Here is an 18,745-nt window from a genome sequence, read left to right on the forward strand (position 1 = left end):
CAGTTATATGGCAACCAGCTTTTATAAATATCAGGGCACGGGCAACGACTTCGTGATGATCGACAACCGGAAGCTTACCTTCCCCGCAGATGACGAGGCATTGGTAAAGCAACTCTGCGACCGCCGTATGGGTATCGGTGCGGATGGTCTCATACTGCTGCAGGATCATCCCGACTATGACTTCGAGATGGTGTACTTCAACGCCGATGGCCGCCTGGGCTCCATGTGCGGGAACGGTGCGCGCTGCACGGTTCGGTTCGCTAAGCAATTGGGTGTAATCGAGGATGTGGCTTGTTTTCTGGCCGCCGACGGCGAGCACCAGGCAAGTATAGAGCGCGATGAGATTCACCTGAAAATGAACGATGTGCAGGGCGTGGAGAAGATAGGGGAGGATTATTACCTGAATACCGGCTCACCGCATTACATTCGTTTTGTAGATGACGTGGAGAACCTGGATGTATACACTGAAGGCCGCGCCATTCGCTATAACGACCGTTTTAAGGCTGTAGGCACCAACGTGAACTTTGTGCAGCGCCTCGGCGAGAACGAGATTTTTGTGCGCACCTACGAGCGGGGCGTGGAAGACGAAACCCTATCGTGCGGAACCGGCGTGACGGCTGCAGCGCTGGTGGCAGGTATAAAAGGCATGCAGTCGCCGTTGAAAGTTAAAGTATTGGGCGGTGAGCTGCAGGTTGCATTCGAGAGAAACAGTGATGGCAGCTTTAAGTATATCTACCTCATTGGCCCGGCCCGGCTGGTGTTTACCGGTAGTATCACCATTTAAGATATAGTTTATAGGCTAGTTCGAACTACACAGCCCAATACAGTTAGGCCAGGCAAAGGTACAAGTTGCCAATTCGCGCCAGCGGATCGGAATAACAACCCAAGTGTGTTAAACCGTAACCTAGCTATAAAGCGAGACTTCCGGCAAGTATAAATTGCCGGGAGTCTTTTCTTTTTGTAGCTTGATGCAAGTATAAAAGTATAAACCCGTGTTCCTGAAAGCTGACCAAACCTACCTCCGCGCCCTCGAGCCGACAGATCTGGACTTCCTGTACTCCCTCGAAAACGATACCGCTGTGTGGCATGTGGGCAACACGCTTACGCCTTACTCTAAATTTGTGCTGGAGGCCTATCTCGAAAACGCCGCTCTAGACATTTATACTGTAAAGCAGCTGCGCCTGGTCATCTGCAACAGCAACGATGAAGCCGTAGGAGCCATCGATTTGTTCGACTTTGACCCGCTGCACCGCCGGGCCGGGGTAGGCATTGTTATACTTGCTGATCATCGCGGCAATGGCCATGCCCGGGAGGCGCTGCAGTTGCTGTTGGACTACTGCCAAAGCAAGCTGCAGTTGCATCAGGTATACTGCTCCGTTACTGCCACTAACCTGCCAAGTATAAACCTCTTCACCCAGTCCGGTTTTGAGAAGGTAGGGGTGCGGAAGGAGTGGCTGAGAACGCTGGATGGCTGGGAGGATGTGGTGGAGTTTCAGCGGTTGTTTTAATGATCTGGCCTTTGTAGTGGCTGTATGGGGGCATTAACTGGTCCAACTACTCCTGTCCCTCCTTGTCTAAGGCGGGGAATTTTTACTCCACCACGGCCCTTTCCTAAAAACAGGAGAGGGAGCTTCTGCAGTTGTAAACCCACCCCTAACCCCTCCGAGGAGGGGAATCATGCTTGTCCTATAGCAAAGGCAGCAGCTACCGAAAACTGATCCCAGTCTTTCCGTGGGGGTAGGGGCGCTCTTTATACGAGGGCCCCTACCCCCAAGACGAGCCCTCCCGGGCTGGAGGGAGCCAAGGCTAGAGATAAAACTATAGGTATGTGTGACTGAGGATCAGCGATAGCTAGAAAGGATAGCTTGGATCAAGTTGAAGGAAACGGCAGCCACGAAGTATAGCTGAAGTATAAATATGGCTTTTCTAGCCAGTTGAGTTACAAACGCAACACCATTATAGGACACATGTCTGAAGACTTGCGCCAGAAGGGGAAAGTATAAACTAACAGACACAAGTATTGCGGATTAGGAAATCTGCAGCAGAAAGGTTTCGGACAGGAATGCCTAGAACAGCGGGAGGATCAGCAGCAACTATCAACTACAACCAGGAAGCCAAACAAAAAGTATAACCTCCCCCAAAATCGAACTTCTGCCACTATGCCACATGTTACCTATTATGGCATAGCTGATTAGGCCCTATAGCGTTAAATAGAAAAACCACTATACTTTATCGGTAATTATGGCAGATGGTCTGAGCACCGTTTGTTCTGGTATTGTTTTAGTACAGAACGTTAGATATATCGGAAAAACAGCTATTTTTGACGATATTGCAAACAGAAGAATTCATTTAAGAACAACATATACAGATGTTTGATTTTTTCGGTAAAACCGTTGCGAAACTATTCGGTACCAAGTCCGACAGAGATATAAAGGAGGTATTGCCTTACGTATCTAAAGTAAACGAAGAGTACGCCAAGCTTAACACATTAACTGATGACCAGCTTCGTCAGAAAACCTTTGAGATTAAAGGCATCATTGATGAGCGCCTGAAGTCTATTGATGAGAAGATTGCGGCACTGCACAAGCGCATTGCCGACGAGCCGGAGCTGAACATTGTGCAGAAGGAGAACATCTTCTCGGAGATTGATGAGCTGGAGAAAGAGCGAAACAAGGAGCTGGAAGTAGTGCTGATGGAAGTGCTGCCAACCGGCTTTGCTGTTGTAAAGGAAACTGCCCGCCGCTGGAAGGAGAATGGCCAGCTGGTGGTGACCGCCACCGATCATGACCGCATGATCGCGGCCCGCAAGCCGAACGTGCAGATCGAGGAAGATAAAGCCACCTGGGCAAACAGATGGCTGGCTGCCGGTAACGAGATCGTTTGGGACATGCTGCACTACGATGTACAGCTGATCGGTGGTATCGTGCTGCACCAGGGTAAGATCTCCGAGATGGCCACAGGTGAAGGTAAAACGCTGGTAGCAACGCTGCCTGCCTACCTTAACGCCCTTGCCAAGCGCGGTGTGCACGTGGTAACCGTGAACGACTACCTTGCCAAGCGTGACTCCGAGTGGATGGCGCCTTTGTTCGAGTTCCACGGCCTGACAATCGACTGTATCGACAAGCACCAGCCAAACTCTGAGGCCCGCCGCAACGCCTATAAAGCAGACATCACCTACGGTACCAACAACGAGTTCGGCTTTGATTACCTGCGCGACAACATGGCCCGCGAGCCACAGGACCTCGTGCAGCGCAAGCACCATTATGCCATGGTCGATGAGGTGGACTCGGTATTGATTGACGATGCCCGTACGCCACTGATCATTTCCGGCCCTGTGCCGCGTGGCGATGAACATGAATTCTATCAGCTGAAGCCACGCATCTCTATGCTGGTGGATGCGCAGCGCAAAGTAGTGCAGAACTTCCTGACAGAGGCCAAGCGCCTGATCAAGGAAGGAAATACGCAGGAGGGTGGCCTGGCCTTGTTCCGTGCTTACCGTGGTCTGCCAAAAAGCAAGCCATTGATCAAATTCCTGAGTGAGACAGGCAACCGCGCGATCATGCAGAAAGTGGAGAACTTCTACCTGCAGGATAACTCCCGCCAGATGCCGGAGGCCGACGAGCCGCTATACTTCACCATCGACGAAAAGCACAACCAGATCGAGCTTACTGAGAAAGGTGTTGACCTGATTACAGGCCAGGGCGAGGATCCGAACTTCTTCATTATGCCAGATATCGGTATGGAGATCGCTGAGATCGAGAATAATAATTCCATCTCGCATGAGGAGCAGCTCCACGCTAAAGAGAAACTGATCGCCGACTTCCAGGAGAAATCAAAGCGCATCCATACTATCAACCAGTTGCTGAAGGCTTATACTTTGTTCGAGAAGGACACGGAGTATATCGTAACCCCGGATAATAAGGTGAAGATCGTGGATGAGCAAACAGGCCGTGTGATGGAAGGCCGCCGTTACTCCGATGGTTTGCACCAGGCAATTGAGGCGAAGGAAAACGTAAAGGTAGAGGATGCCACGCAGACCTACGCCACCGTTACGCTGCAGAACTACTTCCGTATGTACCACAAGCTTTCCGGTATGACGGGTACTGCCGAAACAGAGGCAGGCGAGTTCTGGGATATCTATAAGCTGGACGTGGTGGTGATCCCAACAAACCGCCCTATCGCCAGAAAAGACGAGCACGACAAAGTATACAAAACCGTTCGTGAGAAGTATAATGCCGTTGCCGATGAGATCGTACAGCTGACAGAAGCTGGCCGTCCGGTGCTGGTAGGTACTACTTCGGTAGAGATATCGGAGCTTTTGAGCCGTATGCTGAAGCTGCGTAACATCAAGCACCAGGTTCTGAACGCCAAAATGCACCAGAAGGAGGCCGAGGTGGTAGCCGAAGCCGGTAAGCCTGGCACCGTAACCATCGCCACGAACATGGCCGGTCGTGGTACCGACATTAAGCTTACGCGGGAGTCTAAGGGGGCGGGTGGTCTGGCCATCATTGGTACCGAACGCCACGAGTCCCGTCGCGTTGACCGCCAGCTGCGTGGTCGTGCCGGCCGCCAGGGAGACCCGGGTTCTTCCCAGTTCTTCGTGAGTTTGGAAGATAACCTGATGCGCCTGTTCGGATCTGACCGTATTGCCCGCCTGATGGACCGCATGGGGCTTGAGGAAGGAGAGGTGATTCAGCACTCTATGATCACGAACTCTATAGAGCGTGCGCAGAAGAAAGTGGAGGAGAACAACTTCGGTATGCGTAAGCGCCTGCTGGAGTATGACGACGTAATGAACGCACAGCGTGAAGTGGTGTACAAGCGCCGCAGAAACGCCCTGTATGGCGAGCGCCTGGAGCTGGATATCTGGAACATGATCTACGATATCAGCGAGGACGTGATCGTAAGCTACAAGAACATCAGCGATTACGAGAACTTCCAGCTGCATGTACTGCGTGTGTTCGGCATCGAGTCTTCTATCACAGAGGATGAGTTTAAGTCTACGCAGGCAAACCAACTGGCAGAGCGTCTGTACAACGAGGCCCTGAACCACTATTTGAACAGAAACAAGCAGATCGGGGAGCAGGCTTACCCAATCATCGCCGATATTCACCAGAACCGCGGGCCGATGATCGAGAACGTGGCCGTGCCGTTTACGGATGGCAAGCGCCAGTTGGCAGCCGTAGCCAACCTCACCAAGGCTTTCGAAACAAAAGGTCTGGAGCTGATCCGCGCCATGGAGAAGATCATCACGCTGGGCACCATAGACCAGGCCTGGACAGAGCACCTGCGCCAGATGGACGATCTGAAGCAGTCAGTTCAGAACGCCGTGTACGAGCAGAAAGACCCGCTGTTGATCTACAAGTTCGAGTCATTTGAGCTGTTCAAGCGCATGATCGGTAAGGTGAACGAGCAGACAATACAGTTCCTGTTCCACGCGTTTATACCAGTGCAGGCTCCTGAGCAGGTGCAGCAGCCGGTAAGGCCGCCGATGGCCCCTAAGCCGCCGGTGCTAAAAGAGCAGAAGCAGGAAGTGCATTCTTCTTTAGAGGATGAGGCAGGCCACACCACGGCACCAAGCGCGGAGCCGGAGCGAATCATGCCAGCCCACTCCCAGAAGGTTGCCGGCCGTAACGAGCGCGTAAGCGTGCAGTACAACGACGGCCGCGTACTGAAGGACGTGAAGTATAAGAGCGTAGAAGACGACCTTCAGCACAACCGCTGTGTAATAATAGAAGAGTAATAAATAAGGCAGCCACTAATTTATACTTAGTGGCTGCTCCATGTTTGTGAATTTTTGATAGAGGATGTAGGAGAAAGAATGCTTTCGTCTTATGTCCTTTGTCTTTTAGCTAACGTTATGGCAGGAGAAGATATCGCTTCTTACATAGACCACACGCTGCTGCGCCCTGAGGCCACTACCGACCAGGTACTGCAGCTCTGCGATGAGGCCCGCAGCTATGGCTTTGCGGCTGTTTGTGTGCCTCCTTGCTACGTGCAGCAGGCTAAAGAGCGGCTGGGCGTAGGCGCCCAGGTAAAAGTAGCCACGGTGGTTGGCTTCCCGCTGGGATACCAGCACCCGAAGGTAAAGTTTCTGGAAACGCACCAGGCTATAGAAGATGGCGCCGATGAGATAGACGTGGTCATGAACATCTCCTACTTTAAGTCGGGCAGGTACAAGGAGGTGGAGAACGAGCTGGGCGACCTGGCTAAGTTCTGCCATCTGAAAGAAGCGGCGCTGAAGGTGATCATCGAAACGGCCCTGCTGACGGAGGAAGAGATCATAAAAGCTTGTAACCTCTGCGTTAATGCCGGGGTGGATTACGTGAAAACTTCTACAGGCTTTGCGGCCAAGGGCGCTACCGTAGAGCACATCAAGCTGATGCGCCGTGTGCTGCCAAGCAGGATGAAGATCAAGGCTGCCGGAGGCGTTAGAACAGCGGCAGAGGCAGAAGCATTAATAAAAGCAGGAGCCGACAGGTTAGGCTGTTCGGCCAGCATCCAAATTGTTACCCATGAATAGAATTCTTAGTTTTTCGCTCGTTTTGTTTCTTGTTGCAGGTACCTCATGCGCGCCCTCAAAAGGTGGCGGCCGGGTAGGCAGCGAGGCAAAAGTAGGTACAGGCAAAACCGACAAAGTGATGGAGGACCTCAGCCAGTACCGGCCAAAGTATGAAGTGGCAGAAGCCGAGCCGATGGCGCGTATCGAACCCACCAGGCACAACAACGAGCAGGTGGCCGTGCTGATGGACACTGTGGCCAGCGTGAACAAAAGTATAAAGTATGCCCAGGGCTATCGCATTCTGGCGTACAACGGCTCACAACGCCAAACCGTAATGGACCTGCGCAAAACTATTATCTCCAGAGTACCAGATGTGCAGGATTACCTGACGTACCAGCAGCCGAACTTCCGCCTGATGGTCGGCGACTTTTTCAGCCGTGTGGAGGCGCAGCAGGTGCTGAACCAGATTACAGACCTCATCCCGAATGCCCAGATCGTGAAGGATAAGATCAATATCAGGAAGAACTAGAAAAGCAGAAGGCATTTTACGTTAAAGAGCGTTGTGACCGGTAAGGCTGCAACGCTTTTTATTTTTGATGCCGTATCGCTTAAATTGCTACCTTGTTTAATAACCTGAAGCAGAAATAACGTTAAGTACAGCGCAACCGAACACGCGCCAGAAATTTACCTCGTGCCATGCCGATATCCATCGATAAAATAAAAGAACTCGCCAAAGCCTATGCGCCCGACACGGTGCAGGTGCGCCGCCACATCCACGCTAACCCGGAGCTCTCATTTGAGGAGTACAATACCGCAGCCTATGTGAAACAGGTGCTGGAAAGCTATGGTGTTGAAGCCCAGCCTATGGCCAATACAGGTTTGGTGGCCTTGATAAAAGGGAAGAACCCGGAGAAAAAAACCATAGCCCTGCGCGCCGACATGGATGCCCTGCCGATTGTGGAGGCCAACGAGGTGGCGTATAAATCGAAGAACGAAGGCGTGATGCATGCCTGCGGCCACGATGTGCATACAGCCTCGGTATTGGGCACGGCGCGCATACTGCAGGAGCTGCGCGAAGAGTTTGAGGGCACGGTAAAGCTGGTGTTTCAGCCGGGCGAAGAGAAGTTTCCGGGTGGCGCGTCTCTCATGATCAAGGAAGGCGTGCTGCAGAACCCGGCCCCGGCAAGTATGATTGGGCAGCATGTGTTCCCGATGCTGGCTGCCGGTAAGGTGGGGTTCCGATCGGGTATGTACATGGCCAGTGCCGACGAGATCTACATCACTGTGAAAGGCAAAGGTGGCCACGCGGCAATGCCCGAGATGAACATCGATCCTGTGCTGATCTCTGCTCACTTGATTGTGGCGCTGCAGCAGATTGTGAGCCGCCACGCCAGCCCGAAGATGCCGACGGTGCTGTCGTTTGGCAAGGTGGAGGCCAAAGGAGCTACCAACGTTATCCCGAACGAGGTAAAAATAGAGGGCACCTTCCGGACCATGAACGAAGTATGGCGCAAGGAGGCACACCAGAAAATTAAGAAGCTGGCCGAAAGCCTCTGCGAAAGTATGGGCGGCAGCTGCGACATCGACATCAAGTTTGGATACCCGTTCCTGCAGAACGATCCGGAAGTAACAGGTATAGCCCGTGCCGCCGCAGAGGCATACCTGGGCGCCGAGAACGTAGTGGACCTGGACTTGTGGATGGGCGCGGAGGACTTTGCCTACTATACCCAGCAGGTGCCTGCGTGTTTCTACCGCCTCGGCACCCGCAACGAGGCGCACGGTATTATCTCCGGTGTGCACACCCCAACATTCGATATCGATGAAACCGCCCTGGAAACAGGGGTAGGCCTGATGGCGTGGGTGGCGCTGCAGGAGTTGGAGGGCTAAAAGTTAAAGATCTACTGTTTAGCAGATGCATCTCCTAAGCAGTCTACTTAAATTAAGTAGTATGAAAAAAATATACTTTATACTGCTGTTGCTCCTGCCGATGCTGGCGCAGGCGCAGAGCAAGGTTACTGCCCCCACCACCATATGGCCGGAGCTGCAGGTTAACTATGGCGTGGGCGAGGAGGGACTACTGTTTCTGCGTAACGGCTACCGCATTAATACCGATGGCGACTTTAACGACTTAAAGGAATCGGGCATCCTGAGCAGTTTTGAGCGGGTAGAACTAAGCCTGGGCTATGAGCATATCTTGTCGGAGCACTGGCGGGGCGGGGCCATACTTCGCTATGCCGCCGAGGATTTCCCGAAGACCATGTTTTATACTTTGTTCCTGCGCCACAACGGTGCGGTAAAGGGCCTGTACTTTAACAAGCAGCTGCTGTTCGAGTATGTAGACCAGGAAAGCCAGGATGCGGCTGGCCGCGTCTGGTTGTCGGCGGAGTTGGGCAAGCGCCTGCCGCTGGGCAGCAAATTCATCACTCCAAGTATAAACTACGAGGCCATGCTGCGCTCCAACCTGGGCAAGGAATACGATGGCAACATCCAGGAGCGCACCATAGACCGCACCCGCCTGCGCCTCAGCCTGAACTACGAGCTGACGGAAAAGCTGCGCATTAATCCATACTTTATGCGGCAGACAGATTATTACTATGTGCTTGTTCCGCCTGTGTACAATGAGCAGGGGCAGCTGGAGGAGGATGGCTATACCACAAAACGCAACCGCATTACGCCTGTGGTGGGCCTGGAGCTGAAATATACTTTTAACCGTACCCCTGATACTGCCAGTATTACTTACTAAGTATAACCTAACTGCAGATTAGTCAGTTTGTTAGCCGCTTTTTTATTTCTTAAATGACATTATTTAATGATTTGTCAGGATAAATCTACTGGTATAATTTTTACTGTACAGTGGGTGTAAATCAGTTTAGAGAAACAAAAAAGGAGGTACAAAATGGCACTGACTAGATACAGCGGCATGCAGGAGAATATGCCAAACAGTTTCAGCTCTATGTTAGACAGATTCTTTAACGAGTCTGTTAACTCCAGAAGCTTTTCTGGCTTTACACCACACGTAGACGCCTGCGAAACAGAGCGAGGGTATGAGATTGAGGCCGCTTTGCCGGGCGTGAAGAAGGAAGACATCTCCATTGATTTTCAGGAGAGTAAGCTAACCATTACCGGTGAGCGAAAGCTGGAGAAGAAAGAGGAGGGCCGACGTTATCACATGCTGGAAACCCAGTACGGCTCCTTCACCAGGTCCTTCTACCTGCCTGATAATGTTAACCCTGATAAGATTACGGCAGAGTTTAACGATGGTATCCTGCTCGTGAACATCCCGAAGGATGAGCAGAAAACCATGAAACGGCAGATTAACATCTCATCGGGAGCAGGCAAGGAAACCAAGCCTGACAAGAAAAAAGAGAAAATGATCCAGGAGAATGGTGAGTCTAAGTAAACTTAACCTGGTAACGCATAGCAAAAGAGGCCAACAAGTTTGGCCTCTTTTTTGTTTATAAGCAGATGTGAACGAAACAACTATCGCGCTGTAGTATACTACCGTATAAAGAAAGAGCGTTTATATTAAAAGCGATATAGTCTATTCGAGATATAATATATAGTAAAATCAAAAGTAACATATGAAGACGAAACAGTTTATACTTGGCGTTGCGCTTTCGGCCGTTGTAGGCGGTGGTGTGGCTGTGGGTAGTTATAAGGTGCTGGAGGGGGATAATGCAGTACAGGTAGAGGAGCAGCAGTACCCTACGGTGCGCTATACCAGCGATATGCGCAGCAGCAACACCGTTGTGCCTGAAGGCCTGAATTTCATCAAAGCAGCACAAGTATCCACGCCAGCCGTGGTGCACGTGATGACAGAGTACAGTGTACGCTCCTCGGAACAGTACAGCAGCCCGATGGATCCGTTCCTAAGGGAGTTCTTTGGTGATGGTTTAGGGCAGAACGTGCCACGTGGCCCACAGGTAGGCTCCGGCTCCGGGGTAATCATTGCCTCCAATGGGTACATCGTTACCAACAATCACGTAATTGATAAGGCAGATAAGATCGAGGTGGTGCTGGACGATAAGCGTAAGTTTGAAGCCACACTTGTAGGCTCAGACCCTACCACAGATATCGCCTTGCTGAAAGTGAACTCCGATAACCTCCCAACTATACGCTACGGCAACTCCGACGACCTGCAGGTAGGCGAGTGGGTGCTGGCCGTGGGTAACCCCATGAACCTGACCTCTACAGTAACAGCCGGTATCGTGAGTGCCAAAGGGCGTAACATTAATATTCTGCGTACCAGCGCAAGGCAAGACATGAGCATCGAGTCGTTTATCCAGACGGATGCGGCTGTAAACCCGGGTAACTCGGGCGGTGCCCTGGTAAACCTGAACGGTGATCTGGTAGGTATCAACACAGCCATCGCCTCCCAAACGGGGCAGTTTGCCGGTTATTCCTTCGCTGTTCCGTCTGCTATTGTAAGCAAAGTGGTGGATGACCTGCTGAAGTATGGCGAGGTACAGCGTGCTCTACTGGGAGCTTCGATACAGGAAATTGATGCTGCTTTTGCAAAAGAGAAAGGCCTGAAGACGCTTAAAGGCGTGTATGTGGCTGCAGTACAGGAAGGCAGCGGCGCCAAAGAGGCAGGCCTGCAGTCCGGTGACGTGATCACGGCCGTGAATGATGTGAACGTAGGCAAGTCGTCTCAATTGCTGGAGCAGATTGCCCGCTACCGCCCTGGTGATAAGGTAAAAGTATCTTACATCCGTGAAGGCAAGAACAAGACTGCTAACGTTACTCTTAAGAACTTGAATAACAGTACAGAGCTTGTGAAGCGCAGCAATGCCAAAGCCATCACCTTTGACGGGGCTACCTTTGAGCCGGTGAGTAAGCAGGAGATGAGCAAACTGGGCATCGACGGCGGTGCGAAAATAAAGAACGTACGCGACAGCAAGTTCCGCGACACAGGTATGAAGGACGGTTTCATCATTACCCGCATCGATAAGTATGAGGTAAACGAGCCGGCAGATGTAGAGAAGCACCTGAATAATTTTGAAGGTGGTGTGGTATACATCGAGGGGGTTTACCCGGATGGCCTGAAGGCTTACTACCCTATTGGGAAAGGTTAATAAAACATAACGAATACCCACAGAAAGCTTCTGCAGCCTTGCAGAAGCTTTTTTATTTTTTAGCTTTGTGTAAGAGCCTATTAAAACTATAAAAGAGATAAAACCATGAAGCAGACCATAGACGAATTGCCATTGAACAAGGAACTGACAGATGTACTGCACCAGCTGGGCATCAAAGAAATAAACCCTGCCTACAGCACCGGCCTTGCCTGGGGTGGGCAAGAAGGGCGCACTACCCGAACCATCAACTCGCCGGCCGATGGTAACACCATTGCCTCCGTAAACATGGCCAACGCCGAGGATTACGATAAAGTAGTAGCCACGGCGCAGGAGGCTTTTAAAGTATGGCGTAAAACTCCGGCCCCAAAGCGTGGCGAGATCGTGCGCCAGATCGGAGACAAACTGCGCGAGCACAAAGAAGCACTGGGCAAGCTGGTGAGCTACGAGATGGGTAAGATCTACCAGGAGGGCCTGGGTGAGGTGCAGGAAATGATCGACATCTGCGACTTCGCGGTTGGGTTGTCGCGCCAGCTGCATGGCTACACCATGCACTCAGAGCGCCCGCAGCACCGCATGTATGAGCAGTACCACCCGCTGGGCATTGTAGGCGTTATATCGGCCTTTAACTTCCCGGTAGCCGTTTGGAGCTGGAACGCCATGCTGGCAGCCGTTTGCGGCGATGTGATTATCTGGAAGCCATCTGAGAAAACCCCGCTTACCGGCGTGGCCTGCCAGCATATCATCCGGGAGGTATTGGCTGAGAACGAGCTGCCGGAGGGTATCTTCAACCTGATTATTGGCGAGGCCGAGATCGGAAGCCTGATGAGCCACGACAAGCGTGTGCCGCTGGTATCGGCCACTGGCTCTACCCGCATGGGCAAGAAAGTAGGAGAGGCGGTAGGAGCCCGTTTAGGAAAATCCCTGCTGGAGCTGGGCGGCAACAACGCCATTATACTTACCGAGAGCGCCGATATGGAAATGGCCCTACGCGCCATCGTGTTCGGTGCAGTGGGTACTTGTGGCCAGCGCTGTACTTCTACCCGTCGTCTTATCATCCACGAGAACATCTATGAGCAGGTAAAAGAGCGCCTGCTGAAAGTATACCCGAACCTGCCGATCGGCCATCCGCTGGATAGTACTACGCTGGTTGGACCGCTGATTGACAAGGACGCCGTGAATGCCTTTACTAACGCACTGGAGAAGGTGCAGCAGGAGGGCGGCACTCTGCTGACCGGTGGCGACATCCTGAGCGGCGAAGGCTATGAAACCGGCACCTATGTGAAGCCAGCCATAGTGGAGGCGGAGAATCACTACGAGATGGTGCAGGAAGAGACCTTTGCGCCGATTCTGTACCTGATCAAGTATAGCGGTGATGTGGAGAATGCCATTGAGATTCAGAACGGGGTGCGCCAGGGCTTGTCTTCGGCTATCTTCTCTACCAACTTGCTGGAGACAGAAGCGTTCCTGAGCCACTGGGGTTCTGACTGCGGCATTGCCAACGTGAACATCGGTACCTCCGGTGCAGAGATAGGCGGTGCCTTTGGTGGTGAGAAAGAAACAGGCGGTGGCCGCGAGTCCGGTTCCGATGCCTGGAGAGTATACATGCGCCGCCAGACCAACACCATCAACTACAGCCGCGAGCTGCCACTGGCCCAGGGCATCAAGTTTGATATAATGGACTAGAGATCAGGATTAATAGGATGAGAAAGGAGAACAAGATGCATAGGTATTGTTAGTTGAAGTCTATCCTGAAAATTATTTTTTTATCCTGTAAATCCTGATTCTGACAAAGTATAAAACGCCGGCTCTACCATAGGGCCGGCGTTTTTTGTTAACACCTGTGCATAAAGTATGGCTGTGTCATGCTACGCGGGAATTACCCGTTCGCTACGCATTTGTTATCCATGTGTATCATTCTTTTTACAATCCATTCTCAAAATTGCGTCGCGCGGCCGCTTTTTACGCAGGCTCATACTCTATACTTTTCTCTGCATCCATAGTATAAACCATACATATCCACAATTGTGTATAAGCTGTATGTGGATATGTGGAAAACCAGAATTCATACATGCTTGAGCAGCTCCCGTGGCAGGGTTGTACCTGGATTTTATTCCTGTGTTATCCCGAAATTTATACCTTAACTTTAAGTAAATGAGGTGTATATATCTTTTTAACCTTATCCACATATGCCTGTGGATAGTGTGGATAAGGTGCGAGAACGAAAAACTCTGGAAAAAATTTTACAACTTCATGCAACCTCGCCTGCCAAGGTGTGTCTTTAGTGCAGAGATTGGGAGAGGAGGATGGAAAGATAGTATAGTATCGCGCATAACCGGTTAAGCATAAAACTTTGGAAAAACTTGGCTATCAGGATGTGAACCACCAGGTGGTAGAACGCTGCAAAGGCGGCGACCACAGGGCACAGTATGAGCTGTACAAGCTCTACTCCAAGGCTATGTTCAACGTGAGTATGCGCATCACCAACGATTATACCGAGGCCGAAGACGTGCTGCAGGAGGCTTTTTTGAGCGCCTTCAAGAATATGCACAACTATAAAGGCGAGGCAAGCTTCGGCAGCTGGCTGAAGAAAATCGTGATCAACGCGGCCATTAACGCTGTACGCAAGCGCCGCTCGGAGCTGGTGCCGATGGATGAGCGCACTGTGGCCGATGTACCGGACGAGATAACCGAGGACGACTCGGAGTGGCAGGTGGAGCAGGTGCGGCGCGCCATCCAGAAGCTGCCCGACGGTTACCGTGTGGTGCTGAGTTTATACTTGCTGGAGGGCTACGACCATGCCGAAATCGGAGAGGTGCTGAACATTACGGAGTCTACCTCAAAATCGCAGTACAGCAGGGCGCGCAAAAAACTATTGGAGATAATGAGAGAGCCGCAGTTTGTGGCCTGAGTTAAAGTATAAGATTGCAGAACTATGACGCAGATATACCATGAAAGATAGATTAGAAAAGTTTGTGCAAGATAACCGCGAGGAGTTCGATGTGTTCGAGCCCCGGCCGGAGTTGTGGCAGCACATATGCCATGATTTGCCCAAGCAATCACCCGAAAAAGAGGCCAGAGTTATTAAAGTAAACTTTGGCGAGCGCGCCAGCTTCAGCGCAGACTTCTTCTTTATGCGCGTGGCGGCCGCCATCGTGCTGCTGCTGGGCTGCGGCCTTACCATTTTCCTGATGAAGCAGCAGGCTCCTGATACAACCAACACCTTGGCCGCTGCCACAAGTATAAACGCCATTGCCCCCGAACTACCGGAGGTGGAGGCCTACTACGTAAGCCAGATCGAGGCTAAAAAATCCGAACTCAGTGAGTACGACCTGAAGGTGCTGGGCCTGGACGAGCAGCAGGTGATAGACAAAGAGCTTGCCCGCCTCGACAGTAGCTATGTACAACTCAAAAAGCAATTATACACGACTCCTAATACCGATGAAATAGTAGGGGCCCTGATCCAGAACCTGCAGATACGGATCAAGGTGCTGAACCGTCAGTTAGAAGTACTCCAGAGTTTGGAGCAAAACAAACAAGAACCTAATCAAGAACCACAAAACGATGATACCTCAAATGTATAACTCTCTACGCCTTATGCTGGTGTTGGCACTGGCACCGATGCTGGCCATGGCACAGGCCAAAGACACTGCGCCCTGTCCGGATGTAACCGTTGACCTCTCAGGACTGCATGTGCTGAAAGAAATGGAACTGGAGAGCCTGGCCGAACTCCGGAACCTGAAGCAGATGGCCGCGCTGGAAAACCTGGTGGAACTGAAAGACCTGTCAGAAATAGAGCACCTGGTGATTGTTGACCAGACAGGGGAGATGGAAGCCGAGGCCGCCATGTTCGACGCCGAGAAACGAAAAACCATCGACAAGACCTTTAAGGTAAGCAGCAAGGATGCATTGAATATTGAGAACCAGTGGGGCAAAGTGCATGTAAACACCTGGGATAAAAATGAGATACGGGTAAAGGTGGATGTTATTGCACGCGCCAGCACCGATGCAAAAGCGCAGGAAATGCTGGATAACATTAAGGTGGTGGAAAGCCGTGAAGGCAACACTTACTCCTTCCGCACCAAAAAAGAGCCGATGCGTATTAATGGCCACAACAAAAGAAGCCTGGAGATCAACTACACCATCTACATGCCAACTGAAAACGCCATTGCTGTTAAAAACAGTTTCGGGGATGTTTACCTGGCATCCATGAAAGGCAAGGCAGACATAGATGTGCGCTACGGAGCCCTGAAATGCGACCGCCTGGCTAATTCCGGGAACATCGTAAAACTGTCTTACGGCTCGGGCAACTGCGGCTACATAAATGGAGGCAATATTAATGTAGCATTTGGAGAAATGAAGGTAGCGGAAGCTGGCGGTCTTCAAGGCTCCTCAAAGTTCAGCGAGTTTAGCGTGGGCAGCCTGGAGGACATTGTAGAGATGGAAGTACAGTATGGCTCCTTTAAGATTGATAACATCAGCAAAAACATACGCAAAATATCTGTGGACAGCGGTTTTGCGCCTGTAAACCTCAACTTCGCGGATAACACGAACTTCAACTTCGACGTGAATGTACAGTTTGGTAACTTTAATGTCGATAAGTCGTTGGTTACTATAACATCGCTTGAAAAAAGCTATACCTCAGCCGAATACAAAGGCAGGTTTGGCGGGGCATCGCCAAAGGGGGTGGTAAGTATTACCTCTAAGTATGGCGATGTGAAGTTTACAAAATAGAGATAAAGCATTTAAAATAGTTTGTTTAAGGTGAACGGAAGAGCTGGCAACCGCCGGCTCTTCCTGTTTTCGGGCGTACCAGAAAATCACTCTTTATTTATGTATATTTGGCTATGGCAAATAACAAAGAACTACTAAACTCAAGCAAGGCGCCGGAGCCGGTGGGGCTGTACCCGCATGCACGGCGTGTGGGCAACCTCCTTTTCCTGTCGGGGGTGGGGCCACGGGAGCGCGGTACCAAAAAGATACCCGGCGTGGAGCTCGATGAGCAGGGCAACATCCTGAGCTATGACATAGAGGCGCAGTGCCGCTCTGTTTTCCAGAACGTGCGGTATATTCTGGAAGACGCCGGCTCTAGCTGGGATAGCCTGGTGGATGTTACCGTATTCCTGACCAACATGAAAGACGATTTCGCTACCTACAACCGTTTGTATGCAGAGTACTTTAAAGATAATCAGCCGTGCCGCACCACCGTGGAGATTAATAAGCTCCCCACACCTATCGCCATCGAGCTGAAGTGCATCGCTATGATCGACTGAGAAGTATAAGTAGCGTTAAATACTAGATTTGTGAGCGAAAGCAGAGAAAATTTATACTTAGGCAGGGCCTCGGCCTTTGCCGAACAGGAGAAAAAAGCCGCCTCTACCTCCAGCGCCGTTTCGTGGCTGCGGGTGGGGGTGTTTGTGGCTGGCGTAGGGCTGGCCTACCATTTCTTTAACACCGGAAACAATACTGCCGGAGCCTTAACCATACTTGTCTTTTATGCCCTGTTTGTGGTGGTGATGCGCTGGCACAGCAGCCTGAACTTCCGGTACCAGCAGCTGCGCCTGCTTCGGCTTATAAACGAGCAGGAGGTGGAGCGGCTGCAGGGTAAGCTCAATAAGTTTGACGGCGGCCAGGAGTTTATAGACGATCACCATCCCTATACTTCTGACCTCGATATTTTCGGGCAAAATTCGCTTTTTCAACTACTGAACCGCTCCGTTACCAGCATTGGCAAGTATAAACTGGCAACCTGGCTACGCAGGGCCGCTGCTCCTGAGGAGGTGCTGCAGCGACAGGAGGCAGTGGCAGAACTGGCTTCGCCACTACGGTTGGAGTGGCTGCAGGAACTGCTGGCATTGCCCATGCACTACAAGCACGATGCAGAGTCGGCGGAGGGCTTTATAGATTGGTTTAGAGATAAGGCTTTTTTCAGGCAGCACGGGTGGCTAAAACCGCTTCTTTTTATACTTCCCATACTTACCCTGGCAGCCATTGCGGCGTGGTTCTACGGCTTTACCGGTTGGGTGGCGGTTGGCTTGCTGTTGGTGCAGTTCTTTTTGGCGTACAAGTTCAGGGTGGAGCGCGATGAGTACTATGAGAAGAGCATTGGCATTTACGAGGCCATGCGCAGCTATACTAAACAACTGCAGCACATAGAGCAGCACCAGTTTGATACGCCAAGGCTGCAGGGTATGCAGCGGGAGTTTACAAAGTCCGGCACCAAATCCTCAGTAAGTATAAACAGGCTTGCCAACATCATCGATTTCTTCTCCTGGCGCCTCAGCACGCTGATGGCCTTTTTTCTGAACAATATTTTGCTCTGGGATTTTGTGTGGATGTACCGCCTGGAGAGTTGGAAAGAGCAGCACCTGCAGCAACTGGAGCATAGCCTGGCAGTGTTGGCGGAGTTTGAGGCGTTGGCAAGTATAGCAGCCTTTCAGCATGCACACCCGCACTATGCCGTGCCACAGCTCAGCCAGGTGCCTTTCCTGTACCAGGCCACCGCTTTGGCGCATCCGCTTATCTTTTCGGTTAAGCCTGTAGCCAATGATTTCGGAATGAAAGGGATTGGGCACACGATTGTCATCACGGGCTCCAACATGTCGGGCAAAACTACTTTTCTTCGGACAGTAGGTATAAACATGGTGCTCGCGCTGATGGGCGCTCCGGCCTGTGCCAGAAGTATAACGGTGGCGCCGGCACAAGTGTACACCGCTATGCGCACAGCTGATAACCTGGCCGAGAATACCTCCTCGTTCTATGCCGAGCTAAAGCGCCTGCGTATGCTGCTGGAGCTGACGGAGCAAGGGCAGCCGGTCTTCTACCTCCTCGATGAGATCCTGAAAGGCACCAACTCTCGCGACCGCCACCTCGGGGCCATGTCGCTGATACGGCAGCTGCACAAGCGCAATGCTTCCGGCCTTATCTCTACCCACGATTTAGAGCTTGGTGCCATGGAACAGGAACTGCGTGGTAGCGTAGAGAACTACAGCTTCAACAGCGACATCGTTGGGAATGAGATCAACTTCGATTATAAGCTTACCCCCGGCCTTTGTCGCAGCTTTAACGCCAGCAAGCTCATGCAGCTGATGGGTATAGAGATTGAAGAAGAAGCCTGATTTTTTGACAAAGGAATTTTAGACATAGTATCATATTACGAGTTCCCCTCCTA

General features: G+C 51.5%; 15 protein-coding genes. All 15 read left to right on the forward strand.

Going from position 1 to position 18,745, the window contains the following annotated elements:
• Positions 1-7 precede the first annotated feature (7 nt).
• Positions 8-784 (forward strand): diaminopimelate epimerase, encoded by a 777-nt coding sequence (gene dapF / locus OO017_RS01125; protein WP_266050592.1) that lies wholly within the window; start codon positions 8-10, stop codon positions 782-784.
• A 208-nt stretch (positions 785-992) separates the two neighbouring features.
• Positions 993-1,508: a GNAT family N-acetyltransferase gene (locus tag OO017_RS01130; protein WP_266050593.1), complete on the forward strand. Its 516-nt coding sequence runs from the start codon at positions 993-995 to the stop codon at positions 1,506-1,508.
• Between the two features lie 860 nt (positions 1,509-2,368).
• Entirely contained in the window at positions 2,369-5,743 is a 3,375-nt protein-coding gene (gene secA, locus OO017_RS01135; protein WP_266050594.1) for a preprotein translocase subunit SecA, read from the forward strand.
• Between the two features lie 117 nt (positions 5,744-5,860).
• Entirely contained in the window at positions 5,861-6,523 is a 663-nt protein-coding gene (deoC, locus tag OO017_RS01140; protein WP_266050595.1) for a deoxyribose-phosphate aldolase, read from the forward strand.
• Positions 6,516-7,031, forward strand: a complete 516-nt coding sequence (locus OO017_RS01145) for a sporulation protein (RefSeq protein ID WP_266050596.1) — start codon at positions 6,516-6,518, stop codon at positions 7,029-7,031. The genes deoC and OO017_RS01145 overlap by 8 nt, the downstream gene beginning before the upstream one ends.
• 167 nt (positions 7,032-7,198) lie before the next feature.
• On the forward strand, positions 7,199-8,389 hold the full coding sequence (locus OO017_RS01150) for a M20 metallopeptidase family protein (RefSeq protein WP_266050597.1): 1,191 nt from the start codon (positions 7,199-7,201) through the stop codon (positions 8,387-8,389).
• A gap of 61 nt (positions 8,390-8,450) precedes the next feature.
• Positions 8,451-9,245, forward strand: coding sequence for a DUF2490 domain-containing protein (locus tag OO017_RS01155; protein ID WP_266050598.1), 795 nt, complete (start codon positions 8,451-8,453; stop codon positions 9,243-9,245).
• A gap of 153 nt (positions 9,246-9,398) precedes the next feature.
• Positions 9,399-9,902 (forward strand): Hsp20/alpha crystallin family protein, encoded by a 504-nt coding sequence (locus tag OO017_RS01160; RefSeq protein WP_266050599.1) that lies wholly within the window; start codon positions 9,399-9,401, stop codon positions 9,900-9,902.
• Positions 9,903-10,083: 181 nt separating this feature from the next.
• Positions 10,084-11,577 (forward strand): Do family serine endopeptidase, encoded by a 1,494-nt coding sequence (locus tag OO017_RS01165; protein WP_266050600.1) that lies wholly within the window; start codon positions 10,084-10,086, stop codon positions 11,575-11,577.
• A 105-nt stretch (positions 11,578-11,682) separates the two neighbouring features.
• Positions 11,683-13,260, forward strand: a complete 1,578-nt coding sequence (gene amaB, locus OO017_RS01170; RefSeq protein ID WP_266050601.1) for an L-piperidine-6-carboxylate dehydrogenase — start codon at positions 11,683-11,685, stop codon at positions 13,258-13,260.
• A 667-nt stretch (positions 13,261-13,927) separates the two neighbouring features.
• Positions 13,928-14,485: an RNA polymerase sigma factor gene (locus OO017_RS01175; RefSeq protein WP_266050602.1), complete on the forward strand. Its 558-nt coding sequence runs from the start codon at positions 13,928-13,930 to the stop codon at positions 14,483-14,485.
• A gap of 40 nt (positions 14,486-14,525) precedes the next feature.
• Complete coding sequence (locus OO017_RS01180; protein ID WP_266050603.1) at positions 14,526-15,158, forward strand: hypothetical protein; 633 nt, start codon at positions 14,526-14,528, stop codon at positions 15,156-15,158.
• Complete coding sequence (locus tag OO017_RS01185; RefSeq protein WP_266050604.1) at positions 15,151-16,308, forward strand: DUF4097 family beta strand repeat-containing protein; 1,158 nt, start codon at positions 15,151-15,153, stop codon at positions 16,306-16,308. The genes OO017_RS01180 and OO017_RS01185 overlap by 8 nt, the downstream gene beginning before the upstream one ends.
• Before the next feature lie 113 nt (positions 16,309-16,421).
• Complete coding sequence (locus OO017_RS01190) at positions 16,422-16,847, forward strand: RidA family protein (RefSeq protein ID WP_266050605.1); 426 nt, start codon at positions 16,422-16,424, stop codon at positions 16,845-16,847.
• A 30-nt stretch (positions 16,848-16,877) separates the two neighbouring features.
• Positions 16,878-18,692 carry a MutS-related protein gene (locus OO017_RS19950; protein WP_266050606.1) on the forward strand — a complete coding sequence of 605 codons (1,815 nt, stop codon included), beginning with the start codon at positions 16,878-16,880 and terminating at the stop codon, positions 18,690-18,692.
• The last annotated feature ends 53 nt before the right edge of the window (positions 18,693-18,745 follow it).

Origin of the sequence: Pontibacter anaerobius (assembly GCF_026241195.1) — a bacterium.
Lineage (GTDB): Bacteria > Bacteroidota > Bacteroidia > Cytophagales > Hymenobacteraceae > Pontibacter > Pontibacter anaerobius.